Source organism: Rhizobium sp. KDH_Rht_773_N (assembly GCF_052946295.1).
The window spans coordinates 4,088,505-4,112,997 of record NZ_CM129525.1; the positions used below are offsets into that span (position 1 = coordinate 4,088,505).

Sequence of the window (24,493 nt, forward strand, 5' to 3'; positions counted from 1 at the left end):
GCGCATAAGCACAACCTTGAATAAAGGGGCGGCGCGCTTTCGTGACAGGGCGGCAGGGCGCCATTATACTACCGCCATCGCAGCCACGGCAGCCATTGGGGGAGTTGGCGATGAGCATGCTGTTCAGGAACGCGTTGCATGAGGATTTCGGCAGCTGGCCGATTGCCTATATTCCCTATGGCGGGGCGGATTTCGGGGAGATCCGGGCGGTGGCGGAAGCCGTCGGCGACGGCGATGACGCCGCCTTCCACGCGGCCTGGATTGCGGCCGGCGACCGGCTGAAGGGCGAAGCGGAAGCAGCGCTTTCCAGGGGCCACAAGGGCAGCGCGCGCGAGCTTTACCTGCGGGCGAGCGTCTTTTATGCCACGTCCTACCATCCGCTCTACGGCGCGCCCGTCGATGCCCGCCTGCTTTCGGCCTTCCGCAAGCAGACGGATGCGCTGGAGAAGGGGCTTGCGCTCTCGGCGCCGGCCATCGAACCGCTTGCCATCGCGCTCGGCGAGACGGCGATGCCCGGATATTTCATTCCGGCGCAGGGCCTCGAACATGAGGTGCGGCCGCTCGTCATCTTCAACAACGGCTATGACTGCACCGTCACCGATACCTATTTCGCCTCCGCCGTCGCCGCCTCGCGGCGCGGCTATCACAGCCTGCTCTTCGACGGTCCCGGCCAGGGCGCCATGCTCTACGAGCACAATGTGCCGCTGCGGCCGGATTGGGACGTGGTGATCCGGGCGGTGGTGGATTTTGCCGTCAACTATCCGCTCGTCGATCCCGATCGCATCGCGCTCAGCGGCTGGAGCCTCGGCGGCCTGCTGGCGCCGCGCGGGGCGGCGGGCGAGCCGCGCATCGCCGCGCTGATTGCCGATCCCGGCACCTGGAGCATTGCCGACGGCTTTCGCAGGATCGTCATCCAGAAATTCGGCCTGCCGGCGGAAGCGGCGGCCGATCTCGGCGCGCTCGACCAGGAGGTCATCGATGGGATGGATGCCTTCGTGCGCGCCAGTCCGGTGCTGAACTGGAAGATCGTGCAGCGCGGGTTCTGGGTGCACGGGGTAGGCGATCTCCGGTCCTACCTCGCTTCGGCCGAGCTTTTCACCATGCGGGGACATGCCGAGCGCATTCGCTGCCCGACGCTGATTACCCAGGCGGAAAACGACATTCTCTCCAGCGATGCCGCGCTCTACATGGATGCGCTGCGCTGCCCGAAAACCTTGCTGCGCTTTACCGCCACGGAGGGCGCCGACGGCCATTGCGAGATGAAGAACCGGTCGCTGCTCAACAGGCGGGTGCTGGACTGGCTCGACGAGCAGTTCGGGCCGTGAGCGCGCGGCTTCGATCGGCTGCGGACGCCGCACGCGCCTGATCCCATCGCCTTGTTTTGGCCCCGCTCGCCGGTCACCAGGCAGGTCCCGGACGACGGGCGATTCCTTCCAAACAACAAGGGTTTGAAAATGATCAGGATTACGACGATTGCCGCAGCCGCGACGCTGGCATCGGCCCCGCTTGCGGCCGCCTCCAGCGACGGCGCGTGGAATGCGCTTTTCGCCAAGGTGAACGGCACCTGCATCGGCCAGTCGGGCATGGATACGCCGGAGGCGAGCGCGCCTGTCGTCTTCGACGATGCGACGGGCAAGGTGGCGGTGCTGCTGCGCGGCGCGATGGGCAAGGGCAAGAGCCGGGTCAGGAACGTCAACCTGATCTGCCTCTACGACAAGAAGACCGGCAAGGTATCGATCGAGGAATATCGCTGGCTCGGCCGCTGACGCGCGGCGATCCTGCCTCCGCCGGCCGGCCCTAGAAGGAGGGGCCGTGCGGCATCAGCCGGATGGCGATTGCGCCGGCCAGAAGGAGGACGAGCACGCCTGCGGCCAGCAGGCTTGCCAGGAACTGCCGGTGGGTTTTTCTGCTTCCGGCGCTGCCGGCAATGATTTCGCGTTCACGCGCCAGATAGGTTACGCCGTTGCGGCCGAACATGGTTTCTTCCTCAAGGTCAAAATCGGGATCGCCGGGGACTCTGCCCGACAAGCCCGTAGGAAATCGATAGGGCTGCGGGGCGGGAAATATAAGAACCGCATAGGCGCCGGGGCGCCGCCGCAGGGAGCCGGTCAGGCCCGGCAGCGATCGATCGCGGCGCCGAAGACCAGGGCGACGATATCCATCATGGCATCGGGATTGGCCGGGCGCCGGTCCGGATCGAAGGCGACGCCGATGACGGCGCTCCGGGTGCCGAAGGTCGAAACCGGCCAGAAATCGAAGCGCGATTGGTCATAGGGATAGATGCCGCCGGCGACGGCGAGGCGCAAATCCCATGCGGATCTTGCCGCCTCGATCTCGATTGCCGAAAGCCGTTCTGCGCCTTGCACCCGAGGTTCGCCCTCCGCCTCTGCCGCGAAGACGACGACGGCGGGCGACTGGAAGAAGCCGGTGACGGCGGCAAGCGTCAGTTTGGTGGCGTCCTCGCTCGAGCGGCTTGCCGCCATGCGTCCGGCATAGGTCTTCAGCGCGGCCTGCATCCGGCGGCTTCGCTCCAGATCGATGCCCTTGCGACGTCCCCAGGCGGTGATGGCGCTGATGATGCAGGCGACGACGAAGAGCAGGACGATCGCCCAGATATTGGCGGTATCGGCAACGGCCAGCGAAAGGCGCGGCTCGGTGAAGAAGAAATTATAGGCAAGCGCCCCGAGCACGGCCGAAAACAGCGCCGGCCCGAGGCCGAAGAGGACGCTGCCGGCGACGACCGGCAGGACATAGATGAGCGACAGGTTGGGAATGGCCTCGTAACGGTCGAAACCGGCGGCAATGGCCGTCGCCATCGCCGTCATGACGAGGCAGGCGAGGTAGCGCACGAGCGGCGGCACCTGCGAGACGTCGAGGCCGTCTTCGATGTTGAACTCGGCAACCGCCGCTTCGGCCTGCGGGGCAGGCATGGTCTTGTCAGGAGACATGGTCTGATCCTCCTGACAGGAAATTGGCTAGGTTCGCATTTGAATTCCATGCGGAAAGAGGCGGTCTTTTATAAGGGCCGCATAAAGGCGGATGCCGGATATGGCCCGGTCTTTACGCGATGCTTATGCCGCTGCCCGTCTCCTCCAATCGAAAACATATGCCCCTGGCGATAGGCTCACTGTCTGCGGATGCGTCGTGCGCCCGCAATGTGCATGATCGAAAGGAAAAGGCGATGTACGGTCGTTGGTGGGCCTATTACCTGCAGGCGCGCATGCGCCATGTGAGCCAGTCTCACCCGTCCTCCGGCGTGCGGCACAGGAGCGAGGCCGCCTTCGATCACGCGGACGACCTCTGGATATTCCTGCGGCTGGCGCTCGTTCTCGCCGTCTTCCTTGCCGGCCTTGCCTGCATCCTGTGGGTGGCGGGCTGATGCGGACGGCCGGGCCGGTCGAGCTGGACGCGATATCCAGGGCAACCGTCGGGCGTTTCGTCTGGAAGTGCTATATCGCCTTCGCCATCGCCCTTTTTGCACGGTCGAGCGTGCTTGAGACGGTCTCGGAATGCCTCATCCTCTATGCCGCGCTGATGGTCATGGTCGCGTCCTTCACGCGGCAGCGCTACCTTGCCGGAAGCTTCAACCATTGGAGCGAAGCGCTCTGGCTCGCCTTCGTCGCGGCCGGCCTGCATCTGCTGCAATAGCCGGCCTGCCGACGCCTTTCAGCTGCGTGTTTCGCCGGTCTGCGCCCGCGGCCCGAAATAGGGCTGGCGTTCCGTCTCGCTCGCCTTCAGCTGGCGGCGCAGGCGCAAGAGGTCCTTGCGGGCGACGAGGCCGCGCAGTTGCCCGTTTTCGGGATCGACGATCGGGATGCGGCCGGCATCGGTCGCCAGCATCAGGTCGGCGACATAACCGACCGTATCGTCGGGATGGGCCGATGGCAGCGAGGCGTCGGAGACGAAATCGCCGAGCATCTGGTCGGCAAGCGTGCCGTCGGCCTGCCAGCGCAGCGCGTCGCCGCGCGAGACCAGCCCCTTGACGACACCCCGGCTGTCGACGACCGGATAGATGCGGTGGGTCTTGGGCGTGGCGACGAAGAAATGGATCGCTTCGCCGACCGTCATATGGGCCGGGAACGTATCGACCTCCCTGATCATGATGTCGCGGGCGCGGGAGAATTCGAAGGGGTCGATGCCGTATTCGCGGGTGATGTGCTGGCCGCGGCGGGCGATCTTTTCCGTCAGGATGGAGCGGCGCAGCAGGAGAACCGTGACCGCGTAGGCCGAGACGGTCGCCGCCAGCAGCGGCAGAAGCGAGGAGACGTCGCCGGTCAGCTCGACGGCGAAGAAGGTGCCGGTCAGCGGCGCGCGCATCGTGCCGCCCATCATGGCGGCCATGCCGAGCAGCGCCCAGAAGCCGGGATCGCCGGGAAGGAACAGGCCGACCAGCCAGCCGAGCGCGCCGCCGAAGATCAGGAGCGGCGCCAGCACGCCGCCCGACGTGCCCGATGAGAGCGCGACCAGCCAGATCGCCGCCTTGACCAGCAGGATCGTCAGCACTGCCGCGGGCAGGATGGAGCTGTTCAGCAGCCCGTCGATGATATCGTAGCCGACGCCCAGCGCGCGCGGCTCGATCAGGCCGCCGAGGCCGATGAAGAGGCCGCCGAGCGCCGGGCACCACATCCAGTGGACCGGCAGGGCTTCGAAGAGATCCTCGACCTTGTAGAGCAGCGTGGTGAGAATGCCGGATTGCAGGCCGGCGACGATGCCCATCGCCGCGCAGAGCAGAATGCCCCACCAGGGCAGGTCCATGTGGAACTGCTTCGGGAAGAGCGGGCCGGCCTGAAACAGGAAGGGGCGCCAGCAGATCGACACGCAGGCGGCGACGGCCACCGGAATGAAGCTGCGCGGCTTCCATTCGAACAGGAGCAGTTCGACGGCGAGCATGACGGCGGCGATCGGCGAGCCGAAGATCGCCGTCATGCCGGCGGCGGCACCGGCCACCAGCAGCGTCTTGCGCTCGGCCGAGCTCAGGTGGAAACACTGGGCAAAGAGCGAACCGATCGCGCCGCCCGTCATGATGATCGGGCCTTCGGCGCCGAAGGGGCCGCCGGTGCCGATCGAGATCGCCGAGGAGAGCGGCTTGAGGACCGCGACTTTCGGCGACATGCGGCTGCCGCCGATCAGGATCGCCTCGATCGCCTCGGGAATGCCGTGGCCGCGGATCTTTTCGGAGCCGTAGCGGGCCATCAGGCCGATGACGAGGCCGCCGATAACGGGAACGAGCACCATCCAGGCGGAGCGCGGCGCCTGGGCGAGCGACACGGCGGCGATGCTGAAGCGGTGAAACCAGACGAGGTTCGTCACCAGCGAGATGAGGCTGACCAGGACCCAGGCGGCCAGGGCGCCGCCGGTGCCGACGATCAGCGCCATGCCGACGAGGGCGAGGACGCGCTTGTCCGTGGTGAAATCCCCGGCCTCGCGCCGGGAGAGGCCGCCCATGAAATCATGGGGGCGATGAGCGTTTTTATGGGCAGGCATCGAGGGTCCTGTTGACGGCTTCGTTTCCGTCGCAAATATATCGTAGTACGATATAAATCAACAGCCAAAATCGGGAGCTGGAACCATGCCAGACAATGACCGCACCCTGTCGGACATCGAATATGAGGCGCTTGCCAATCTGCGATACAGGATCCGCAAGTTCCGGGAGTTCAGCGGCAAGGCGGCCGAAAGGCTCGGCCTGACGCGCCAGCAGCACCAGGCGCTGCTGGCGATCAAGGGGCTTGGCGCCGGCGGGCGCATGAGCCTGCCTGACCTTGCCGACAAGCTCTTCCTGACGGCGGCCGAAACCGCCGGTCTGGCGGCCTCGCTGCAGGCGGCCGGGCACGTCACCATCGAGGCGAAACAGAAGCGGCGGCCGGCCGTCGTGTTGACAGGGCAGGCGGAAGAGCTATTGCGTCGTCTGACATCGGCCCATCTCTACGAGATCCGCGAGATGGCGCCGGAACTGATGCAGGCGCTGCGCATGCTGCAGGATCACCGGCAGATGGAAGTGGCCGCATGGATGCAATGAGAGCAGGAGACGCAGGGTGAGACAGCCGAAAGCCGATCTGACGGATGCCGATTACGAGGCGCTCTCCAACCTGCGCTACACGCTGCGCCGCTTCATGGATTTCAGCGCGTCGGCGGCCCAGGAAGAGGGCCTGCCGGCGCAGCAGCACCAGGCGCTGCTCGCCATCCGCGGCCATCGCGGCGAGGATGCTATGACGGTCGGCCTTTTGGCCGAGCGGCTGGTGATCGCCCCGCATTCGGCCACCGAACTGGTCGGCCGGCTGGTGGCCGCCGGCTATGTCTCCCGCCATACAGACCCGGCCGACAAGCGGCGGCAGACGCTGGAACTGACCAAAAAGGCCGACGACGTGCTGCGGCGGCTGACGGCCATTCACCTGACCGAAATCCGGGACATGGCGCCGCGGCTCATCCATATGCTGCAGAGCCTGCAGAAGGGCGGCGAATCCGGGGGCGACGGCTGGCCGCGCTGAAGGGCGCGCGAGGCCCGTTTACGTGCGCCGTTTACCGTAACGTACTTACGCAGCCTCCAAAATAGGCGAAGGGTTTTCCGGGGTTTCATCTCAAGGGAGATCTTCGATGGAAAACGTCGAAATTCGAAAGCAGGATGACCACACCGTATCCGTCAGCCGCCGCAGCCTTCTTCTCGGCGGTTCGTCGCTGGCGCTGACGGCGCTCGCAGTTTCATCGGCAGGCGAACAGGCCGCCGCCCAGACCCAGCAGGCCGCGCCGGCGCAGGGCGGCGGCGCGCCGAACATTCTCGTCATCTTCGGAGACGATATCGGCATACCGCAGATCAGCGCCTATACGATGGGGCTGATGGGCTACCGCACGCCGAATATCGACCGTATCGCCAGGGAAGGGGCGATCTTTACCGATTCCTACGGCCAGAACAGCTGCACGGCCGGGCGCGCCTCCTTCATCCTCGGGCAGGAGCCGTTCCGCACCGGCCTTCTGACGATCGGCATGCCGGGCGATCCGCACGGCATTCAGGACTGGATGCCGACCATTGCCGACGTGCTGAAGACCAGGGGCTATGCGACCGGCCAGTTCGGCAAGAACCATCTCGGCGACCAGGACCAGCACCTGCCGACCAAACACGGCTTCGACGAATTCTTCGGCAATCTCTACCATCTCAATGCCGAGGAGGAGCCGGAAGGCTATTTCTATCCGAAGGACCCGGCCTTCCGCCGGCAATACGGCCCGCGCGGCGTCATCAAGGCGACGGCCGGCGGCAAGATCGAGGATACGGGGGCGCTCAACACGAAGCGCATGGAAACGGTGGACGAGGAATTCCTGGCCGCCGCCAAGGATTTCATCGGACGGCAGGCGAGGGACCGGAAGCCCTTCTTCTGCTGGTTCAACGCGACGCGCATGCATGTCTTCACGCATCTCAAGCCGGAGTCGCTCGGCAAGACCGGCAAGGGCATCCATGCCGACGGCATGGTGGAGCATGACGGCCATGTCGGCCAGCTGCTCGACCAGCTCGACCAGCTCGGCATCGCCGACAACACGATCGTTCTCTACACGACCGACAACGGCGCCGAACTGGCGCTCTGGCCCGACGGCGCCATGACCCCGTTCCACGGCGAGAAGGGCACGACATGGGAGGGCGGTTTCCGCATTCCGATGATGGTGCGCTGGCCGGGTGTCGTCAAACCCGGAACGGAGATCAACGATATCGTCACGCTGATGGACTGGATGCCGACTTTCGCCAGTGCGGCCGGCATGAGCGATCTCAAGGAACAGATGAAAACGGGCTTCCAGGCCGGCGCGAAGACCTTCAAGGTGCATCTCGACGGCTACGACCTGCTGCCGATGCTGAAGGGCGACACCGATAGCGGACCGCGCGATTCCGTCTATTATTTCGACCAGGGCGGCAATCTCAACGCCATCCGGTGGAACGACTGGAAGCTCAGCTTCGCGATCAACAGCGAGGGCAATATCGCCACGGCCACGCGCGAAGTGCCGGCCTGGGCCAATATCGCCAACCTGCGCATGGACCCCTACGAACGCGGCATGCATGAGGGCGGCGGCGCAATCGAATTCCTCGCGCGCAACATCTGGCTGCTCGTGCCGATCCAGGGAAAGATCAAGGTGTTCTTCGCGGACTTCGACCAGTTCCCCTATCAGGAGGGCAACTCGCTGAATGCGGCCGGCATCAATTACGGCCTGCTGCGCCAGCAGGCAGCCCTGAAACGGCTGAACGAACTGGAACGGCTGGCGCCGCAATAGGCCCAGCCGAGACCGCCGCGGGGGCGCAATCGCAGGAGCCAGCCGATGCGGTCATCCGTGTTGCAATCAGGGGCCGATGCCGGGGAGGCCGCGATGAGCCCGTTTCCGAGGGTGCTGCTTGTGCTCGCGCTTGCTGCCGTCCTGCCTGCGACGGCGGCGGCGCAGGACGCGGGCGCTCCGCGTTTCGTCGAAAGGCATGTGATCGATCTCGGCGCGATGAAGGAGCGGCGCATCGTGCGCGTGCTCGTGCCCTACAGTAAGACGATCTATTTCGTCGACAAGGGGCGCCAGTACGGCACGGCGGTGCAGTTCGGGCTGGAGTTGGAAAAGGTTCTCAACAGGGACCGCAAGAAGCAGATCGACCACATCCATATCGTCTTCGTGCCGATGCCGCGCGACCGGCTGCTGGGCGCGCTGAGCGAGGGCTATGGCGATATCGTCATGGCGAACCTGACGATCACCGAGGAGCGGCTGAAACAGGTGGATTTCACCGATCCGCTCTATGCCGACGCCGAGGAAGTGCTGGTCGCGTCCGCGAACGCTGCGCCGACAGCCAGCCTCGACGCCCTCTCGGGCCAGCATGTCGCCGTGCGCGCCTCCAGCAGCTATCACGAGCATCTTGTGGCCAAGAACAGGGAGCTTGCGGCCGCCGGCAAGGCGGAAATCGTCATCGACCTCATGGAGGAAAGCCTGGAGGACGAGGACCTGATGGAAATGGTCAATGCCGAGCTTCTGCCCTTTACCATCGTCGATGCCTACAAGGCGGATATCTGGACGCATGTCTTTGCCGACATGAAGGTGCGCCACGATATCGTGCTGTCGTCGCAGGGGAAGATCGCCTGGGCAATCCGCAAGGACAGCCCGCAGCTGAAGGCCGAACTCAACGCTTTCGTCGCCAGCCACAAGGTCGGCACGACCTTCGGCAATATCCTCAGAAACACTTTCTACAGGCAGGACAAGATCGTCAGGCACGCCTATTCGCCCGACGATGTCGCCCGCTTCCGCACGCTCGTGGAGATCTTCCGCAAATATGGCGGCAGCTATTCCTTCGATTACCTGATGCTGATGGCGCAGGGCTATCAGGAATCGCAGCTCGACCAGTCCCGGCGCTCGCCGCGCGGGGCCGTCGGCATCATGCAGATGCTGCCTTCGACGGCCAGGGACAAGGTGATCGGCATCAGCGGCATCGACAGGGACCCGGACCGCAACGTCGAGGCCGGGGCCAAATATCTGCGCCATCTCATCGATACCTATATCGCCGACGAGGGCCTCAGCCCCAGGGACCGGCAGCTTTTTGCCTTTGCCGCGTACAATGCCGGGCCGGGCAACCTGCGCAAGTTCCGCGACAGAGCAGGGACGATGGGGCTCGATCCCAATGTCTGGTTCGGCAATGTGGAGAATGCCGCCTCCGAAATCGTCGGGCGGGAGACGGTGCAGTATGTCAGCAATATCTACAAATATTACGTGGCCTATTCGCTGCTGGTCGCGCGCATGGGAGAAAGGACGGATGCCGGCGGGGCGGGGCAGAAATAGGCTTTCGGTACTGTCACCACTCGGAGACAACCGTCCGGCCCGTGTCCGCTCACGGCCTCTTCGTGAAGACGCCGAGATTGTAGAGCTGCACCCGCCGGTTATTGGCGGCCTCCGATTTCGTGCCCTCGATCGGGAAATATTCGCCGACGCCGACGGCGTAGAGGCGGGTGGGATCGACGGCGAAGGTGGTCGAGAGGATCTCCTTGATCGCTTCGGCCCGCTGCTGGCTGAGATCGAGATTGTGCTCGTCGCTGCCGGTCGAACTCGTATGGCCGACGACCAGGAACTTGTAGGCCCAGAGGTTCGGATGGTGCAGGGCATCGGCGATCATGCCGAGCGTGCGGTAGGATTCCGGCTCGATGGCGACGGAATCGTTGGCAAAGTCGATCTCGACGACCATCTGCGGCAGGCGCGCGACCTTGCTCCAGTTCGGCAGGCCGGACATCTGCTTGCCCGCGCCGTTCATCGCCTCCTGCCGCAAAAGCTCGACATCGACGATCGGGGCCGCGCCGCGAAGCCTGCCGAGGCCGTTGATCAGGCGCTGTTCGGAGATCTGCTGCGCGAGCGCGACGGCAGGGACGAGCAGGGCGGCGGCAAAGCCGGCAAGCGCTGTCTTTCGCATTCTCATCACATCACCTCCAGCCCGCATCCGATATCGTCTGGTTGCATCGGGCGCTGACGTATTTTGCCGTCTTGATCAGGCAGGCGAGAATGTAGCCGTCGCCGACGACGCCGTTGCAGCGGCGCGCCATGTCGCCGGCGCAGACCTTGCCGTAGGACGCCTGCGCCTGTTCCCGCTTCTGGATGGATGCCGAAACGCTTGCGAGCGTGGAGGTGCAGGCCGGCGAAACCTTGGCGGCATTCTGCGCCAGACAATCGGCAATCCTGTTGTTGCCGAGGTTCAGCCCCTTGCAGAGCTTCCGGATATCGGCGCCGCAATCCTTTGCCAGCACGGTGATCGCATCGGCGTAGCTGATCGTGTCGGCCCTGGCGGCGCCTGTCCAGGCGATGGCGGCAATGGCCGCAGCACCCGCCAGTCTGCATCCTGTCCGCATTCCAAAACCCTCCCGCTGCGGCTGCCTGAACGGCGCCCGCCTGGGGTCTATTGAATGCAGATCGGCCGGGCCCGGATAAGTACGTTACCGTAAATCGGCGCGTAAACGGCCAGGAGGCGCGGCGCCGCATCCCGCCGCCGCGCGGAACTGAAAACGGAAAGGGTCGGAAGCCCGCCGGCGGTCAGGCGCTCGCGCGCCGATAGAGGGCGAGCGAGCCGGCAAGGGTCAGCAGGGCGCCGCCGCAGATACGGTCGAGCCAGAGCGCGCCGGATTTGCGCAGCAGCCGGACAGCCTGCGAACCGAGCAGGGCATAACCGAACATGACCATGAAATCGATGCCGGCAAAGACGAGGGCGAGCACGGCATATTGCTGCACCTGCGGGCCGGCCGGGTCGATGAACTGCGGCAGGAAGGCCGAGAAGAAGAGATAGCCCTTGGGATTGGTGACGGCGACGAGAAAGCTCTTCAGGAAGATCGCCGCCGGCGAAGCGGATGCGCCGCCATTTTCGGAGCGCAGCGAGACATCCAGCGTTCCCTTCGAGCGCAGCAGCATCACGCCGAGAAAGGCGAGGTAGCAGACGCCGACCCATTTGACGACCGTGAACCAGAATTCCGAAGCGGCCAGCAGCGCGCCGAGCCCCAGTGCCACCGCGCCGATCAGCACGAAATCGGACATGACGGCGCCGGCCATGCCGGATACCGCCCGGCGTACCCCGAATTTCGAGCCGTTGGTGAGTGCCAGAAGCACCGTCGGGCCGGGCGTTGCGATGCCGATGAATGCCACAAGCGCGAATGCAAGAACCGTCATTTCAGTCATATCGTCCTCCTCGGTTGCCACAAGCTATGACATCGGCCGGGCCTTTGCGGAAGAGGCGAGGCTGCCCCGACGCTCTGTTTGCGATTGTCGGCACGCCGCAGGGCGTTTAGGTCGTGGACTCATAAATTCGCATCCACAGCCTAGCCGAGGCGAGAGCGACGGCAGCAAGGAAGTTGGTGGCGAGCTTGTCGTAGCGGGTGGCAACCCTCCTGAAGTGTTTGAGTTTGCAGAAGAAGCGTTCGACGAGATTGCGCTGTCGGTAGAGGCTTGGATCGACTGATCTCTGGACCCTGCGGTCGCGCTGGGTTGGGATGTGGGCCTCGCCGCCGCGTTGTCGAACCAGGTCGACTAGGTGCTGCCAGTCGTAGCCACGATCGGCGATGACGACAGACGCTGAAGGAAGCCTTTCGAGCAGGCCGGGCGCGGCGGCCTTGTCAGAAGCCTGCCCTTGCGTCAGCGCGAGCCGAACCGGCAAGCCCCGTTCGTCGACCACGACATGAATCTTGCTGGTCAGTCCTCCACGAGACCGGCCGATGGCGTGATCCGGACCCCCTTTTTACCACCGGCGGCGTGCTGGTGGGCGCGGACGATGGAGGAATCGATCAATTGCATCGACTGGGGCGAAGCGGCTGCAAGCGCCTCGAAGACCCGCAGCCACACGCCCGCCTTGGCCCACCGATTGTAGCGATTGTAGGCCGTCGTGTAAGGGCCGTAGCGCTCCGGAAGATCGCGCCACGGCGAGCCGGTTCGCAAGATGTAGAAGATCGCGTTCAGAACGCGCCGATCATCCGCCCGCGCCACGCCACGGGGCTTGTTGGGAAGAAGCGGCGCAATCAGCGCCCATTCCCGATCAGTGAGGTCGAATCGTGCCATGCAAACTCCTCCTTCGGAGTTTGAATCATGAACGACCCTCAAAGGGAATCCCGTTTATGAGTACAGTCCCTAGAGCCGCAGGCTGTCGTCCAGCCAGATGCGGAAGCCGCCGCGGAAGGCGTTGTCGTTGTTGCCGCGCCGGCAGTTCGGGGGCAGTTCCTTGAGCCGGTCGACATTGCCGCCGCCGATGACGATGTAATCCGGCAGCAGCGCGGCGCTCAGGCGGCCAGCGACGTCGAAGACCGATTTGCGCCATCTGCCCTTGCCGCGATCTTCGAGGCCGCGTTCGCCGACATAATCCTCGAACGTCTTCTTCCTGTAGGGCATGTGGGCCAGTTCGAGCGGCATGCAGACATTCTCGGCGATCATGGCCGAGCCGAGCCCGGTGCCGAGGCCGAGGAAGAGCATGCGGCCGGATTCGTAGCTGCCGATCGCCTGCATGAGCGCGTCGTTGACCATGCGCACCGGCTTGCCGAGGGCCGCCTCGAAATCGTAGCCCTTCCAGCCGGGGCCGAGGTTGAACGGATCGGCGGCCGGGCGGTGGGCGGCAACCGGGCCGGGATAACCCATGGCAACCACGTCATAGTGCCAGTCGGCCGTCAGTTCGCTGAGGGCGGCGACCATCCTTGCCGCCGTCATCCCGCGCCCGGAGACGACCGCGCGCCGCTCGCTGCCGCTGCTGAGTTCCGCCTTCACATGCGAACCGCCGATATCGACGGCAAGCACGATGCGGCCAGCCTTGGCCGCCTCCGCCTTCGGCTTTGCCTGCCCGCGTGTCCGCTTCGCTTCCGGTGCCTCCGTGATATCAGCCATATCAGACGCTCCTCTCCGGGCCATGCCCCGATCTTCCCCGCGCCACTCTATCGGGCGCAAGATAGAAGCCGGCTGTCAAGCCCGGTATATTGCAGATTGCTTAATTTCATCCCAGGATAGCGCATTCCGGAGGAGACCCTTCAAGCGGAGGAACAGCACTTGGCCTTCCCGACATTGCCACCCGGCTCCGTCGAGCCACCGGGCGCGCCCGGCATCGAGCCCCGCTGGACCTCGAGCGACAAGAGCGCGGTGGGCACTTCCGTCAGTTCGGCAAGCTCGGTCTGGTTCACCGCAAGCCACGGCATCCTCAACGAAATCTACGCGCCGCGGCTCGACATGGCCTGCGTGCGCGATTTCGGTTTCATCGTCACCGCCGAGGGCTATTTTGCCGAGGAGAAGCGCGATGCCGATCACCGCGTGCAGGCGATCGAGGACGGCATTCCGGCCTTCCGCCTCGTCAATACCGCCCGCGACGGCCGCTATCGCATCACCAAGACGGTCTTTTCCGATCCCGAGCGCGAGGTGGTGCTGCAGGATATCCGCTTCGAGGCCCTGGCGGGCCGCCTCTCCGACTACCGGCTGCATGCGCTGGTGGCGCCGCATCTCGTCAATGGCGGCAGCGACAACACCGGCTGGTACGCCGATTTCAAGGGCCGGCCGATGCTCTTTGCCGAAGGCTCCGGGCGGGCGCTCGCCGTTGCCGCCTCGGTGCCCTGGCTGGCGCGCTCGGCCGGTTATGTCGGCTTTTCCGACGGCTGGCAGACATTGTCGCGCGGCGAGGGGCTGAAGGAGGAATATTGCTGCGCCAGGTCCGGCAACGTCGCCCTGTCGGGGACATTGGACATCCAGTCGCAACAGGGGCGCGCGCTGGTCGCCATCGGCTTCGGCACGCAGCCGGAGGAGGCGGCGCTGCGCACGCTGCTCAGCCTGGAACAGGGCGCGGAGCCGGCGCTGAAACACTATCGCGCCGGCTGGCGGGAATGGCAGTCCGGCCTGCTTGCGCTCGACGAACCGCATGATCCCGGCAAGCTGAACCGCTACCGCGTCAGCACCGGCGTGCTTGCCACCCATCGCGACGACGCTTCCGGCGCCATCATCGCCAGCCTGTCCATCCCCTGGGGTTTCAGCAAGAGCGACGACGATCTCGGCGGCTACCATCTGGTCTGGACGCGCGATCTCGTGGAGACGGCGGGCGGCCTGCTTGCGGCCGGGGCGGTGGCCGATGCCCGTTCCGTGCTCGATTATCTCGCCGTCATCCAGGAAGGCGACGGCCATTGGGTGCAGAATGCCTGGCTGGACGGCAGGCCCTACTGGTACGGCATCCAGATGGACGAGACGGCCTTTCCGATCCTGCTCTACGACATGCTGCTGCGCTCGGGCGCGATCGACGGGTCCGAGCGGGGGCGCTACCTGCCGATGATCGAGGCGGCGGCGGGCTATATCGTGAAAAACGGACCCGCCACGCAGGAGGACCGCTGGGAGGAGGATGCCGGCTATTCGCCCTTCACGCTCGCCGTCGAGATCGCCGGCCTGCTTGCGGCTGCCGATGCGGTGGAAGCGGCGGGGAGGCTGGATGCGGCGCATTATCTGCGCGAGGTGGCCGACGGCTGGAACGAGCGGATCGAGGAATGGACCTATGCCACCGATACCGAGCTGTCGCGGCGGCTCGGTATCGAAGGCTATTATGTGCGCATCGCCTCGGCCACCGACGGCGGCCTGTCACTGCGGCGTGACTTCATCCCGATCCGCAACCGCGACGACGGCGACGCCGTCCTGGAGGCTGACCTGCTCATCAGCCCGGATGCGCTGGCGCTGGTGCGTTTCGGGCTCAGGGCCGCCGACGATCCGCGCATAGTCGGCACGGTCGCGGCGATCGATGCGCAACTGCGCCGCGACCTTGCGGCCGGTCCCTACTGGTACCGCTACAACAATGACGGCTATGGCGAGCGCATCGACGGCGCGCCCTTCGCCGGCAGCGGCATCGGCAGGCTGTGGCCGCTCCTGACCGGCGAGCGCGCCCATTACGAACTCGCCGCCGGGCGGGCGGACGAGGCGCGGCGCCTGCTTGCGGCGCTGGAAGCCTCGGCCAGCGAAGGCGGGCTGCTGCCCGAACAGATCTGGGACAGCGAAGACGTGCCGCAGCGCGAGCTTTTCCTCGGCCGTCCCTCGGGCAGCGCCATGCCGCTCGTCTGGGCACATGCCGAACATATCAAGCTGCTGCGCTCGCTGCGCGACGGCGTTGTCTTCGACATGCCGCCCCAGACCTTCGCGCGTTACATCGCGGCAAAACCGGCGCCGGCGCCGTTCTGCTGGCGGCCGGCGGCGCGGCGGAACCGGATGCCGGCCGGCCGGCGCCTGCGCATCGAGCTGCCGTCGCCCGCGCTGGTGCGCTGGTCCGCCGACCATTGGGCCACGGCCGCCGACAGCCCGTGCCGCGATACCGGCTTCGGCATGCATGTCCTCGACCTGCCGACGCAGGCGCTCGGCCCCGGCACGATCGATTTTACGATCTTCTGGACGGAGACCGGGCGCTGGGAGGGCGCGGATTTCCGGATCGAGGTAATCTGACGCGGGCTTTTCCGCGCAGTTTGCATGCGGCCTCCGGCATGTTATCGGCTGTATCGGAAGGTGACGCATACCGGGAGGTCGACACATGTTCGTTTCAAGCACGCTGATCCCGTTTTTCCTGGCGCTTCTCGCCCTGCAGCTCTCACCGGGTCCCGACATGCTGCTGGTGATCGGGCGCGGCATAGGGCAGGGCCGGCGCGTGGCCTTTCTGACGGCCGTCGGCGGCACGCTTGCGGCAGGGCTCGTCCAGCTTCCGCTTCTGGCGCTCGGCATCGCATCGATCATCCAGACCTCGCCGCTCGCCTTTGCCGTTCTTCGCTGGGCAGGGGCTGCCTATCTCATCTGGCTCGGCCTGAAGCTGCTGCTGAAATCGCGCGGAAGGCTCGATCCGGCCGTCGAGCGCGTTCCCGTCTCCGGCTGGACGGCGCTGCGCGAGGGCATGGTCAGCAACCTGACCAACCCGAAGGTGCTGGTTTTCATGCTGGCCTTCCTTCCGCAATTCGTCGATCCGCACAATGGCTGGCCCGTCGCCGCCCAGCTGCTGATCCTTGGAGGGATGCAGAAACTCTCCGGCTTCGTCGTGCTGACGCTCGTGGCGCTCGGGGCCGGCGGGCTCGGCGACTGGATCTCCCGCCGCCCGCATCTGCTCGTCTGGCAGAAGCGCTTTACCGCGCTCGTCATGCTCGGCCTCGGCCTGCGCCTGGCGCTGACGGGCGACGCGCGCGCGGTCCGGGCCTGATGCGGCAGATTCGGGACGATCGACGGAAGGCCCGTCTCGGGAGATCGGGCCTGCGGATCAGGCCTGCGGCCTGATTACGACTTGTAGATCAGCCAGCTTTTGGTGAATTCCTTCTGCATGCCGTCCTCGTAGACGACGGTGCAGTTGCGGCCGGCATTCTTGGCGCTGTAGAGGGCGATATCGCTCTTGGAATAGAGCTCGCCGGCATCGTCGGCATTGGACGCCATGCAGATGCCGATGGAGACCGTCACCGGGCCGTAATTGACGCGGGTGCGCGAGTTCTTGAAGGGGGTCGATTCCAGCGTGCGGCGGATGCGCTCGGCAATCGCCGTTACTTCCTCCAGCGTATTGCCGTCGATGATGAGGGCAAATTCCTCGCCGCCGGTGCGGGCGACGAAGACGTCGCGGCGCACGTTGGTGCGGATGACGGAGGCGACCGTCGCCAGGACCTTGTCGCCGACCGGATGGCCGTAGGTATCGTTGATCTTCTTGAAATTGTCGATGTCGGCAAGAACCAGGGCCGTAACCGGGCGCAGCGACGGGTTGTTGAAGATGGCGGCCAGCCGGTCGTCGAAGGCGCGGCGGTTGGAAAGGCGCGTCAGCGAGTCCGTATTGGCGATGCGCTTGTATTCGTCCAGTTCCTTGCGGACCTGATCCATCTCCTGCGAGCGCTGGACCATGTCCTCGACGGTCTTTTCGCCGTGGGTGATCGTATCGCCGGTTGCCTGGGTGAGCAGGTCGATGGCGCTTTCGATCAGTTCCGCGCTGCTCGTGCTCTTGGAGCTGATGCGCTTGCAGGTCTCGTTGAGCAGCCGGTTATAGCTTTCGAGCGAGGTCTGCTCCTGGCGCAGCACGCGCAACAGGCCTTCCAGCTCGCTGGCAATGCGGCTGTGGGCGTCGTCGAAAATCTTGGCAGGGGCCGTGTGGGCGCAGTGCTGGGCGCCGAGCGCGTCAAGCTCGGCCTGCGTGGCCTGGCTGCCGAGCGCGGCAAGGTCGCGGGTCAGCGCCGGGTTCGAGCCGATATAGGCCTCGTAGAAGAGTTCGTAATTGCGCGGAATTGGCGCAACGCCCATGGAGCGCATGGCATAGGTGATCTGACCTGCCACATCGGGAACCTGCACCTTGGGCGCAACGGCCGTATTCATTCCGGCAACTCCTCATCCAATTCTTAAGCAATCTTCTATTTGTTATCTTAGATTTCTTGGGAAATGATTAAAGCGACATATACCAAAGATTACATACGATAAGTTTGATCGTCGCGAATACTACGATCAGCCCTATGATTTTTCTCGGATATTTGTAAGCTCCACTGTGGCGGACACACCTCTTATGCGCGAGGTGCGTCAAAAAAGTTCAGTCATTTTGTCTTTTCAGGGATTGTTTTTATTTTGTTGACGGTTGGTCTTCGTTCCCCGATCTACTGGCCGCAGGTGCGCAATACCAGATTCTGTCCCATGAAACCTGAATTGCGAGGACCGGGCCACGGTCCTCTTGAGGCATGAGATCATGGAATCGTCTCGCCACACGTCGCCTGCCATTCTCGCGCTTGCCATCGTCGCCGGCGCTGCCTTCCTGCTGCAGCAGAGCGGCTTTTTCAACGGCATCTTCAACACCGACATCCTCGCCAGCGTGAAGGCGGAGGATGTGCTTGGTGCCGGCGATATCGCCGCCAGGGAAAATCCCCTGACGACGGCGAATATAGATCAGTCGCAGACGGCCTCGGTGCGGTAGAGCAATCGCCCGTCAGCCCAGATTCAGCTCCTGAAAGAAGTCATTCCCCTTGTCATCAATCACGATGAAGGCCGGGAAATCCTCGACCTCGATCTTCCAGACGGCTTCCATGCCGAGTTCCGGATATTCCAGCACCTCGACCTTGCGGATGCAATCCTGCGCAAGCCGCGCGGCCGGGCCGCCGATGGAGCCGAGATAGAAGCCCTTGTGCGTCTTGCAGGCCTCGCGCACGGCGCGCGAGCGGTTGCCCTTGGCAAGCATGACCATCGAGCCGCCGAAGGACTGGAACTGGTCGACATAGGAATCCATGCGCCCTGCCGTCGTCGGGCCGAAGGAGCCGGAAGCGTAGCCCGCGGGCGTCTTGGCCGGGCCGGCATAATAGACCGGGTGGTTCTTCATATAGTCGGGCATGCCTTCGCCCTTTTCCAGCCGCTCGCGGATCTTGGCATGGGCCAGGTCGCGCGCGACGATGATCGTGCCCGTCAGCGACAGGCGCGTCTTGACCGGGTGCCTGGAAAGCTCGGCAAGGATATCGGCCATCGGCTGGTTGAGATCGATACGCACCATGGATTCGGAAAGCCTGGCCTCGTCGATCTCGGGCATGTATTTCGACGGATCGGTCTCCAGCTGCTCGATGAAGATGCCGTCGCGGGTGATCTTGCCCTTGGCCTGCCGGTCGGCGGAACAGGAGACACCGAGGCCGATCGGCAGCGAGGCGCCGTGGCGGGGCAGGCGGATGACGCGCACGTCATGACAGAAATACTTGCCGCCGAACTGGGCGCCGACGCCGAGGTTCTGCGTCAGCTTGTGGATTTCCTTTTCCATCTCGATATCGCGGAAGGCGTGACCGCTCTCCGAACCTTCGCTCGGCAGTTCGTCGAGATAGCGCGTGGAGGCGAGCTTGACGGTCTTCAGGTTCATCTCGGCCGAGGTGCCGCCGATGACGACAGCCAGATGGTAGGGGGGACAGGCTGCCGTACCCAAGGTCAGGATCTTCTCCTTGAGGAAGTCCAGCATGCGGTCATGCGTCAAAAGCGAGGGCGTGCCCTGATAGAGAAAGGTCTTGTTGGCCGAGCCGCCGCCCTTGGCGACGAAGAGGAAGTCGTAGCTATCGGTGCCTTCCTCATAGATGTCGATCTGCGCCGGCAGGTTGTTCCTGGTGTTCTTTTCCTCGAACATCCTGATGGGGGCGAGCTGCGAATAGCGCAGGTTCTTCTTCTCATAGGCATCGAGCACGCCCTTCGAAAGGGCAGCCGTATCGCCGCCTTCCGTCCAGACGCGACGACCCTTCTTGCCCATGATGATCGCCGTGCCCGTATCCTGGCACATGGGCAACACGCCGCCGGCGGCGATATTGGCGTTTTTCAGGAGGTCGTAGGCGACGAAACGGTCGTTGTCGGTGGCTTCGGGATCGTCGAGGATCGCGGCGAGCTGCTTCAGGTGGCCGGGACGCAGGAGGTGGTTGATATCGGAAAAGGCTGTTTCGGCGAGCAGGCGGATGCCCTCGGGATCGACCGTCAGGATCTCCTGGCCCTTGAACGTATCGACAGAGACGTAGTCGCTGCTGATCTTGCGGTAGGGGGTGGTGTCGGCGCCAAGGGGAAAGAGATCGTCAGCCATCGAAGTGACCTTTCTAGGTGGGATAGTTTGGAACCGGTCTAAATGTGGTGCCGTGCAAAAGCAATTGCCGAGCGTGGGGGATTGTTGACAAAAGTGACGCGGCGTATCTAACAAAGTTTGTTAGAAATTGTTGGTTGTGGTATGAGGTTGGGAATGAAGACCGATATGCGCACTCTTACAGTATCGTTGACACCCCAGCAGTCGGCGCGAATGAAGGCCGCCATCGAGAAGGGCGGTTATGCTTCGAACAGCGAAATTGTGCGCGATGCACTTCGTTTGTGGGAGCAGCGCGAAGATATCCGTGCGCTGGAGTTGGAACAGCTCAAGCGAGCTTACAGCGACGGCAAAGCCAGCGGCGGCGGAGAGGATGTCGATCCCGCGACCTTTCTGAAGGGACTGAAGGCGGAACGCTCCACTCGTGGCTAGTTACAAGCTTACGCCTCGTGCCCAGCAGGATCTTCGTGACATCTGGTTCAATATTGCCGCCGAAAACGAACCCGCGGCTGACAATTTGCTGAACAGGCTTTTCGAGAAGTTCCAATTGGTGGCACTTCACCCGGAGATGGGACCGGCACGCCCGGAAATTGCGGCAACCGTCCGCCTGATTATCGAAGGCAGATATATCGCCATCTATGAGCCGGCGCCTTACGGCATACTGATTATCGCCATCGTGCATGGAATGCGCGATCCGTCGCAGTGGCTGAGCTAGAGCACAAAAAAGGCCGAAAACTCCGGCCTTTTCATCATCGCGTTGGCATCCACTCACTTCGGGCTGATCATCGTCTCCGGACGCACGATCGCGTCATATTCTTCCGACGTCACCAGCCCGCTCGCCAGCGCCTCTTCCTTCAGCGTCGTGCCGTTCTTGTGCGCCGTCTTGGCGATCTTTGCCGCCGCGTCGTAACCGATCTTCGGGGCGAGTGCCGTCACCAGCATCAGCGAGCGTTCGAGGCCGGCCTTGATATTGTCCTCGCGGGCCTCGATGCCGACGACGCAATTGTCGGTGAAGGAGACGGCGGCGTCGCCGAGCAGCTGGACCGACTGCAGGAAGTTGTAGGCCATCATCGGATTGTAGACGTTGAGCTCGAAATGGCCCTGGCTGTCGGCGAAGGTCAGCGCCGCGTGGTTGCCGAAGACATGGATGCAGACCTGCGTCAGCGCCTCGCACTGGGTGGGGTTCACCTTGCCGGGCATGATGGAGGAGCCGGGCTCGTTTTCCGGCAGCGCCAGTTCGCCGAGGCCGGCGCGCGGGCCGGAGCCGAGCAGGCGGATGTCGTTGGCGATCTTGAAGAGGGCAGCGGCGGCCGCGTTGATCGCGCCGTGCGCGAAGACCATTGAATCATGCGAGGCAAGCGCTTCGAACTTGTTCGGCGCGGTCACGAAGGGCATGCGGGTGATCGCGGCGATTTCCTCGGCGACCTTTTCGGCAAAACCGACCGGCGCATTGAGGCCCGTGCCGACGGCGGTGCCGCCCTGGGCGAGTTCGCAAAGGCCGGGCAGGGTCATCTCGATGCGCCTGATGGCCGAGCCCACCTGCGCGGCGTAACCCGAGAATTCCTGGCCGAGCGTCAGCGGCGTCGCATCCTGCGTATGGGTGCGGCCGATCTTGATGATGTGGCTGAATTCCGTGACCTTCATGTCGAGCGCGGCATGAAGATGCTTCAGGGACGGCAGCAGGTGATGGGCGATCTGTTCGGCGCAGGCGATGTGCATGGCCGTCGGATAGGTGTCGTTCGACGACTGGCTCATATTAACGTGATCGTTCGGATGCACCGGCTTTTTGGAACCCATGACGCCGCCAAGCATTTCTATGGCGCGATTGGAAATCACTTCGTTGGCGTTCATGTTGGATTGCGTGCCGGAACCGGTCTGCCAGACGACCAGCGGGAAATGGTCGTTCAGCTTGCCGTCGATCACTTCCTGGGCCGCATCCACGATGGATTTGCCGATGGTGGAATCGAGCTGGCCGAGCGCCATGTTGGCACGCGCGGCCGCCTGCTTGACGATGCCGAGCGCACGCACGATCGAGAGCGGCTGCTTTTCCCAGCCGATCTTGAAATTGCCGAGAGAACGCTGCGCCTGGGCGCCCCAGTAGCGGTCGCTGGCAACTTCGATCGGGCCAAATGTGTCGGTTTCGGTGCGGGTGGAGCTCATGGCTTGCGGCCTTCCTGTCACATGCTGTTAAGGGCAGTTTTTTGAAGATGAGGGACTTATAGGGTGGAACGCTTTCCAAGAAAACCGGACGCCGTGCGAAATATTGATGATGGATCTCATGTTTTGCATCGTCCTTCGGCGCCGCAGCCAGCGTGTTCTTTCGGCCACGCCGGCAAATTAATGCAAATGGCGGCAGAAAGCGCACTTTCTCGGGCGGGAAAATTCGGTAAAAAATTAACTAATAATTTCATAATTTTGTGTGAACTGCTGGCCGGCGTTGCGCTCAACCCCGTCACACAAAGTTGAGTCTGAAAACGCTGGCGGCGCAGGCCGGTTTCTGATGAATGGACCGCGGCTGCCGGGAAGAATTGATCTGAGCCATTTGCTCGAACAGCATGATACTGGAACTGGAAAACAAGATGAAGTTCGTTTTGAAAAGCGCGGTTTCCGCATTGGCACTTTCCTGCGTGATGGGCGCGGTTCCTGCGCATGCCTATACGCTGATGGATATGCTGCGCGGCGACCGGGCGAGGGGCCAGAGCACGATTTTCATGGACCCTTCGGCTCCGGTTCGCGGCAATCCGGGCAATCGCAACGGCGGCCTTGGCGGCGATCTCGATCCGGAAGCGGCCCTGCCCAAGGTTTCCAGCCCGCGCTATTACACCTACAAGGCTGAAACGCTGCAGCTCGTCGACACGACCAAGTTTGCCGATCCGGTCGTGACCGGCGCGGTGGCCGACGTTTCGGGTGCGGCCACGACCGACGTCGCCCCGCAGCGCCACTTCCTGACGGAAGCCAAGGTTCGCGCCAATGCCGATGTCGCCAGAGCGCTGCAGGCCTATTACGGCGACGGCAAGAACCCGCTCGTCTGGGTTTCCGGCGAGGGTGTCAACGAGCGCGGCAAGGCGGCGCTCGCCGTGCTTGCCGATGCGGCAAGCGTCGGCCTCGATCCGGCCGATTACGCCGTCACCCAGCCGGCGATCGATCCGGCCAATCCCGACCCTGACGCCCGCGACCGGGCGCTGACGCAGTTCGAACTGGCGCTGTCCGCCAAGGTCCTGGCCTATGTGCAGGATACGACGCGCGGCCGCATCGATCCCAACAAGCTCTCCGGCTACCATGATTTCCAGCGCAAGGTCGTCAAGCTCGATCCGGTGCTGAAGCTTTCGCGCCTCAGCCCCGACGTCGCCGCCTATCTTTCCAGCCGTAACCCCGACAGCCCGCAGTTCCTGGCGCTGAAGGCCGAGCTTGCCAAGCTGCGCGCGGCCGACGGCGGCAATGAAGAGCGGATCACCATTTCGCTGGACCGCCTGCTGCGCCCCGGCGACAGCTCGCCGGAAGTGGCCAATATCGTCAAGGCGATCGAGAAGCACGGTTCGCCGGAACTGAAGAGCGCGCACGCGGCAACATTTGCGGCCTATGCGGGCAGCAGCGACTATTCGCCCGAGATCGTGTCGATGGTCGAGGACTTCCAGAAGGAACACGGCCTGAAGCCGGACGGCGTGATCGGCCAGGCGACCGTGCGCACCATGACCGGCGGCGACAGCAACGCCTCCAAGATCGACAAGCTCGTCGTCGCCATGGAAGAGGCGCGCTGGCTGCCGGAGGATCTCGGCCCGCGTTACGTGATGATCAACCAGCCCGCCTTCATGGCCTATTATTACAACGACTCCAAGCAGCAGCTGGCGATGCGCACCGTCGTCGGCGGCAAGAACAACCAGACCTATTTCTTCGACGACGAGATCGAAACCGTCGAATTCAATCCGTTCTGGGGTGTTCCGCAGTCGATCATCATCAACGAGATGCTGCCGAAGCTGCGCGCCGACCCGAACTATCTGGACCAGCTCGGCTACGAAGTCGAAGTCGGCGGCCATGCCGTGCCGTCTTCCAGCGTCGACTGGTACGGCTCGACGCAGAACATCTCGGTGCGCCAGCCGCCGAGCAGCGACAATGCGCTCGGCGAGCTGAAGATCCTGTTCCCGAACAGCCACGCCATCTACATGCACGACACGCCGTCCAAGAGCTTCTTCAAGCGCGACATGCGGGCTCTCAGCCACGGCTGCGTGCGCCTGTCCGACCCGCGCGCCATGGCCGCAGCCGTGCTCGGCACGACGGTCGACGATGTGGCCCGGCAGATCGCGACCGGCCAGAACCATGCCGTGAAGGTGCCGCAGAAGATCCCGGTCTATGTGTCCTATTTCACCGCATGGCCGAACAAGGACGGCGTGATCGAGTATTTCGACGACGTCTACGGGCGCGATGCCTATACGCTGAAGGCGTTCGACGTGACGACGAAGGCGCGTGAGGCGCAGATCTGACGCCTGGCATTACGGAGTTCAAGCG

The 24,493-nt window shown here is 64.0% G+C and carries 26 protein-coding genes; 15 read left to right on the top strand and 11 right to left on the bottom strand.

Annotated elements, in window-relative coordinates; genetic code table 11:
* Positions 1-110 precede the first annotated feature (110 nt).
* Together ACU8HS_RS20310 and ACU8HS_RS20315 are read left to right on the top strand one after the other, a co-directional pair.
* Positions 111-1,325 carry an alpha/beta fold hydrolase gene (locus ACU8HS_RS20310; protein ID WP_113414728.1) on the top strand — a complete coding sequence of 405 codons (1,215 nt, stop codon included), beginning with the start codon at positions 111-113 and terminating at the stop codon, positions 1,323-1,325.
* A gap of 129 nt (positions 1,326-1,454) precedes the next feature.
* Positions 1,455-1,766 (top strand): hypothetical protein, encoded by a 312-nt coding sequence (locus ACU8HS_RS20315; RefSeq protein ID WP_112759299.1) that lies wholly within the window; start codon positions 1,455-1,457, stop codon positions 1,764-1,766.
* Positions 1,767-1,797: 31 nt separating this feature from the next.
* Here ACU8HS_RS20315 and ACU8HS_RS20320 read toward each other — a convergent pair whose 3' ends face one another.
* Both ACU8HS_RS20320 and ACU8HS_RS20325 read right to left on the bottom strand, forming a co-directional pair.
* A complete protein-coding gene (locus tag ACU8HS_RS20320) occupies positions 1,798-1,977 on the bottom strand; it encodes a hypothetical protein (RefSeq protein ID WP_113414729.1) in 180 nt (59 codons plus the stop codon).
* 131 nt (positions 1,978-2,108) lie between these two features.
* Complete coding sequence (locus ACU8HS_RS20325) at positions 2,109-2,948, bottom strand: DUF4118 domain-containing protein (RefSeq protein ID WP_113414730.1); 840 nt, start codon at positions 2,946-2,948, stop codon at positions 2,109-2,111.
* A gap of 233 nt (positions 2,949-3,181) precedes the next feature.
* Here ACU8HS_RS20325 and ACU8HS_RS20330 point away from each other — a divergent pair, with 233 nt between their 5' ends.
* Positions 3,182-3,379 carry a hypothetical protein gene (locus ACU8HS_RS20330; RefSeq protein WP_113414731.1) on the top strand — a complete coding sequence of 66 codons (198 nt, stop codon included), beginning with the start codon at positions 3,182-3,184 and terminating at the stop codon, positions 3,377-3,379.
* Entirely contained in the window at positions 3,379-3,648 is a 270-nt protein-coding gene (locus ACU8HS_RS20335; RefSeq protein ID WP_112569416.1) for a hypothetical protein, read from the top strand. The genes ACU8HS_RS20330 and ACU8HS_RS20335 overlap by 1 nt, the downstream gene beginning before the upstream one ends.
* Positions 3,649-3,666: 18 nt before the next feature.
* Here ACU8HS_RS20335 and ACU8HS_RS20340 read toward each other — a convergent pair whose 3' ends face one another.
* Entirely contained in the window at positions 3,667-5,484 is a 1,818-nt protein-coding gene (locus ACU8HS_RS20340) for a chloride channel protein (RefSeq protein ID WP_113414732.1), read from the bottom strand.
* Positions 5,485-5,569: 85 nt separating this feature from the next.
* Between ACU8HS_RS20340 and ACU8HS_RS20345 the strand changes: the two genes are divergently transcribed.
* From ACU8HS_RS20345 to ACU8HS_RS20360, 4 genes are all read left to right on the top strand, one after another.
* On the top strand, positions 5,570-6,016 hold the full coding sequence (locus ACU8HS_RS20345) for a MarR family transcriptional regulator (RefSeq protein ID WP_112705225.1): 447 nt from the start codon (positions 5,570-5,572) through the stop codon (positions 6,014-6,016).
* Between the two features lie 94 nt (positions 6,017-6,110).
* Positions 6,111-6,485, top strand: a complete 375-nt coding sequence (locus ACU8HS_RS20350) for a MarR family winged helix-turn-helix transcriptional regulator (RefSeq protein ID WP_447015931.1) — start codon at positions 6,111-6,113, stop codon at positions 6,483-6,485.
* Positions 6,486-6,591: 106 nt separating this feature from the next.
* Positions 6,592-8,247 (top strand): arylsulfatase, encoded by a 1,656-nt coding sequence (locus tag ACU8HS_RS20355; RefSeq protein WP_447015081.1) that lies wholly within the window; start codon positions 6,592-6,594, stop codon positions 8,245-8,247.
* Positions 8,248-8,340: 93 nt separating this feature from the next.
* The gene (locus ACU8HS_RS20360) at positions 8,341-9,780 is read left to right on the top strand and encodes a transglycosylase SLT domain-containing protein (RefSeq protein WP_447015082.1); all 1,440 of its coding nucleotides are present in this window, start codon (positions 8,341-8,343) and stop codon (positions 9,778-9,780) included.
* 49 nt (positions 9,781-9,829) lie between these two features.
* On the opposite strand, the gene ACU8HS_RS20365 is transcribed toward ACU8HS_RS20360, so the two are convergent.
* From ACU8HS_RS20365 to ACU8HS_RS20385, 5 genes are all read right to left on the bottom strand, one after another.
* Complete coding sequence (locus ACU8HS_RS20365; RefSeq protein ID WP_447015083.1) at positions 9,830-10,408, bottom strand: OmpA family protein; 579 nt, start codon at positions 10,406-10,408, stop codon at positions 9,830-9,832.
* Positions 10,409-10,412: 4 nt separating this feature from the next.
* Positions 10,413-10,835 carry a hypothetical protein gene (locus ACU8HS_RS20370; RefSeq protein ID WP_447015084.1) on the bottom strand — a complete coding sequence of 141 codons (423 nt, stop codon included), beginning with the start codon at positions 10,833-10,835 and terminating at the stop codon, positions 10,413-10,415.
* Between the two features lie 181 nt (positions 10,836-11,016).
* Positions 11,017-11,652 (bottom strand): LysE family translocator, encoded by a 636-nt coding sequence (locus ACU8HS_RS20375; RefSeq protein WP_112569405.1) that lies wholly within the window; start codon positions 11,650-11,652, stop codon positions 11,017-11,019.
* Positions 11,653-11,758: 106 nt separating this feature from the next.
* Positions 11,759-12,525, bottom strand: a protein-coding gene (locus ACU8HS_RS20380; RefSeq protein ID WP_447014811.1) for an IS5 family transposase whose coding sequence is annotated in 2 segments (ribosomal slippage) — positions 11,759-12,201 and positions 12,201-12,525 — 768 coding nt in all. Because the reading frame shifts where the segments join, the coding sequence is not laid out codon by codon here.
* A gap of 69 nt (positions 12,526-12,594) precedes the next feature.
* On the bottom strand, positions 12,595-13,338 hold the full coding sequence (locus ACU8HS_RS20385) for an ROK family protein (RefSeq protein WP_447015085.1): 744 nt from the start codon (positions 13,336-13,338) through the stop codon (positions 12,595-12,597).
* 159 nt (positions 13,339-13,497) lie between these two features.
* On the opposite strand from ACU8HS_RS20385, the gene ACU8HS_RS20390 reads away from it, so the two are divergent.
* Together ACU8HS_RS20390 and ACU8HS_RS20395 are read left to right on the top strand one after the other, a co-directional pair.
* Positions 13,498-15,906, top strand: coding sequence for a glucan 1,4-alpha-glucosidase (locus ACU8HS_RS20390; RefSeq protein WP_447015086.1), 2,409 nt, complete (start codon positions 13,498-13,500; stop codon positions 15,904-15,906).
* 85 nt (positions 15,907-15,991) lie between these two features.
* Positions 15,992-16,645, top strand: a complete 654-nt coding sequence (locus ACU8HS_RS20395; RefSeq protein ID WP_112755061.1) for a LysE family translocator — start codon at positions 15,992-15,994, stop codon at positions 16,643-16,645.
* A gap of 74 nt (positions 16,646-16,719) precedes the next feature.
* Here ACU8HS_RS20395 and ACU8HS_RS20400 read toward each other — a convergent pair whose 3' ends face one another.
* Positions 16,720-17,790 (bottom strand): GGDEF domain-containing protein, encoded by a 1,071-nt coding sequence (locus tag ACU8HS_RS20400; protein ID WP_112569399.1) that lies wholly within the window; start codon positions 17,788-17,790, stop codon positions 16,720-16,722.
* A 361-nt stretch (positions 17,791-18,151) separates the two neighbouring features.
* Between ACU8HS_RS20400 and ACU8HS_RS20405 the strand changes: the two genes are divergently transcribed.
* Positions 18,152-18,376, top strand: coding sequence for a hypothetical protein (locus ACU8HS_RS20405; RefSeq protein WP_447015087.1), 225 nt, complete (start codon positions 18,152-18,154; stop codon positions 18,374-18,376).
* 12 nt (positions 18,377-18,388) lie between these two features.
* On the opposite strand, the gene ACU8HS_RS20410 is transcribed toward ACU8HS_RS20405, so the two are convergent.
* The gene (locus ACU8HS_RS20410) at positions 18,389-19,996 is read right to left on the bottom strand and encodes a fumarate hydratase (protein WP_112705231.1); all 1,608 of its coding nucleotides are present in this window, start codon (positions 19,994-19,996) and stop codon (positions 18,389-18,391) included.
* Between the two features lie 165 nt (positions 19,997-20,161).
* On the opposite strand from ACU8HS_RS20410, the gene ACU8HS_RS20415 reads away from it, so the two are divergent.
* Both ACU8HS_RS20415 and ACU8HS_RS20420 read left to right on the top strand, forming a co-directional pair.
* Positions 20,162-20,422: a ribbon-helix-helix domain-containing protein gene (locus tag ACU8HS_RS20415; protein ID WP_377311851.1), complete on the top strand. Its 261-nt coding sequence runs from the start codon at positions 20,162-20,164 to the stop codon at positions 20,420-20,422.
* Positions 20,415-20,705 (top strand): type II toxin-antitoxin system RelE/ParE family toxin, encoded by a 291-nt coding sequence (locus tag ACU8HS_RS20420; RefSeq protein ID WP_112569391.1) that lies wholly within the window; start codon positions 20,415-20,417, stop codon positions 20,703-20,705. The genes ACU8HS_RS20415 and ACU8HS_RS20420 overlap by 8 nt, the downstream gene beginning before the upstream one ends.
* 53 nt (positions 20,706-20,758) lie before the next feature.
* On the opposite strand, the gene fumC is transcribed toward ACU8HS_RS20420, so the two are convergent.
* A complete protein-coding gene (gene fumC / locus ACU8HS_RS20425; protein ID WP_377311843.1) occupies positions 20,759-22,150 on the bottom strand; it encodes a class II fumarate hydratase in 1,392 nt (463 codons plus the stop codon).
* A gap of 63 nt (positions 22,151-22,213) precedes the next feature.
* On the opposite strand from fumC, the gene ACU8HS_RS20430 reads away from it, so the two are divergent.
* Together ACU8HS_RS20430 and ACU8HS_RS20435 are read left to right on the top strand one after the other, a co-directional pair.
* Positions 22,214-22,456, top strand: a complete 243-nt coding sequence (locus ACU8HS_RS20430) for a hypothetical protein (protein ID WP_162763292.1) — start codon at positions 22,214-22,216, stop codon at positions 22,454-22,456.
* Between the two features lie 113 nt (positions 22,457-22,569).
* Positions 22,570-24,468, top strand: coding sequence for a L,D-transpeptidase family protein (locus tag ACU8HS_RS20435; RefSeq protein WP_112705331.1), 1,899 nt, complete (start codon positions 22,570-22,572; stop codon positions 24,466-24,468).
* The last annotated feature ends 25 nt before the right edge of the window (positions 24,469-24,493 follow it).

Bases quoted from the DNA above. Each gene is read 5' to 3' on its own strand.
- ACU8HS_RS20310 (WP_113414728.1), top strand. From the start codon at position 111: ATGAGCATGCTGTTCAGGAACGCGTTGCATGAGGATTTCGGCAGCTGG.
- ACU8HS_RS20315 (WP_112759299.1), top strand. From the start codon at position 1,455: ATGATCAGGATTACGACGATTGCCGCAGCCGCGACGCTGGCATCGGCC.
- ACU8HS_RS20320 (WP_113414729.1), bottom strand. From the start codon at position 1,977: ATGTTCGGCCGCAACGGCGTAACCTATCTGGCGCGTGAACGCGAAATC.
- ACU8HS_RS20325 (WP_113414730.1), bottom strand. From the start codon at position 2,948: ATGTCTCCTGACAAGACCATGCCTGCCCCGCAGGCCGAAGCGGCGGTT.
- ACU8HS_RS20330 (WP_113414731.1), top strand. From the start codon at position 3,182: ATGTACGGTCGTTGGTGGGCCTATTACCTGCAGGCGCGCATGCGCCAT.
- ACU8HS_RS20335 (WP_112569416.1), top strand. From the start codon at position 3,379: ATGCGGACGGCCGGGCCGGTCGAGCTGGACGCGATATCCAGGGCAACC.
- ACU8HS_RS20340 (WP_113414732.1), bottom strand. From the start codon at position 5,484: ATGCCTGCCCATAAAAACGCTCATCGCCCCCATGATTTCATGGGCGGC.
- ACU8HS_RS20345 (WP_112705225.1), top strand. From the start codon at position 5,570: ATGCCAGACAATGACCGCACCCTGTCGGACATCGAATATGAGGCGCTT.
- ACU8HS_RS20350 (WP_447015931.1), top strand. From the start codon at position 6,111: ATGGATTTCAGCGCGTCGGCGGCCCAGGAAGAGGGCCTGCCGGCGCAG.
- ACU8HS_RS20355 (WP_447015081.1), top strand. From the start codon at position 6,592: ATGGAAAACGTCGAAATTCGAAAGCAGGATGACCACACCGTATCCGTC.
- ACU8HS_RS20360 (WP_447015082.1), top strand. From the start codon at position 8,341: ATGAGCCCGTTTCCGAGGGTGCTGCTTGTGCTCGCGCTTGCTGCCGTC.
- ACU8HS_RS20365 (WP_447015083.1), bottom strand. From the start codon at position 10,408: ATGAGAATGCGAAAGACAGCGCTTGCCGGCTTTGCCGCCGCCCTGCTC.
- ACU8HS_RS20370 (WP_447015084.1), bottom strand. From the start codon at position 10,835: ATGCGGACAGGATGCAGACTGGCGGGTGCTGCGGCCATTGCCGCCATC.
- ACU8HS_RS20375 (WP_112569405.1), bottom strand. From the start codon at position 11,652: ATGACTGAAATGACGGTTCTTGCATTCGCGCTTGTGGCATTCATCGGC.
- ACU8HS_RS20385 (WP_447015085.1), bottom strand. From the start codon at position 13,338: ATGGCTGATATCACGGAGGCACCGGAAGCGAAGCGGACACGCGGGCAG.
- ACU8HS_RS20395 (WP_112755061.1), top strand. From the start codon at position 15,992: ATGTTCGTTTCAAGCACGCTGATCCCGTTTTTCCTGGCGCTTCTCGCC.
- ACU8HS_RS20400 (WP_112569399.1), bottom strand. From the start codon at position 17,790: ATGAATACGGCCGTTGCGCCCAAGGTGCAGGTTCCCGATGTGGCAGGT.
- ACU8HS_RS20405 (WP_447015087.1), top strand. From the start codon at position 18,152: ATGGAATCGTCTCGCCACACGTCGCCTGCCATTCTCGCGCTTGCCATC.
- ACU8HS_RS20410 (WP_112705231.1), bottom strand. From the start codon at position 19,996: ATGGCTGACGATCTCTTTCCCCTTGGCGCCGACACCACCCCCTACCGC.
- ACU8HS_RS20415 (WP_377311851.1), top strand. From the start codon at position 20,162: ATGCGCACTCTTACAGTATCGTTGACACCCCAGCAGTCGGCGCGAATG.
- fumC (WP_377311843.1), bottom strand. From the start codon at position 22,150: ATGAGCTCCACCCGCACCGAAACCGACACATTTGGCCCGATCGAAGTT.
- ACU8HS_RS20435 (WP_112705331.1), top strand. From the start codon at position 22,570: ATGAAGTTCGTTTTGAAAAGCGCGGTTTCCGCATTGGCACTTTCCTGC.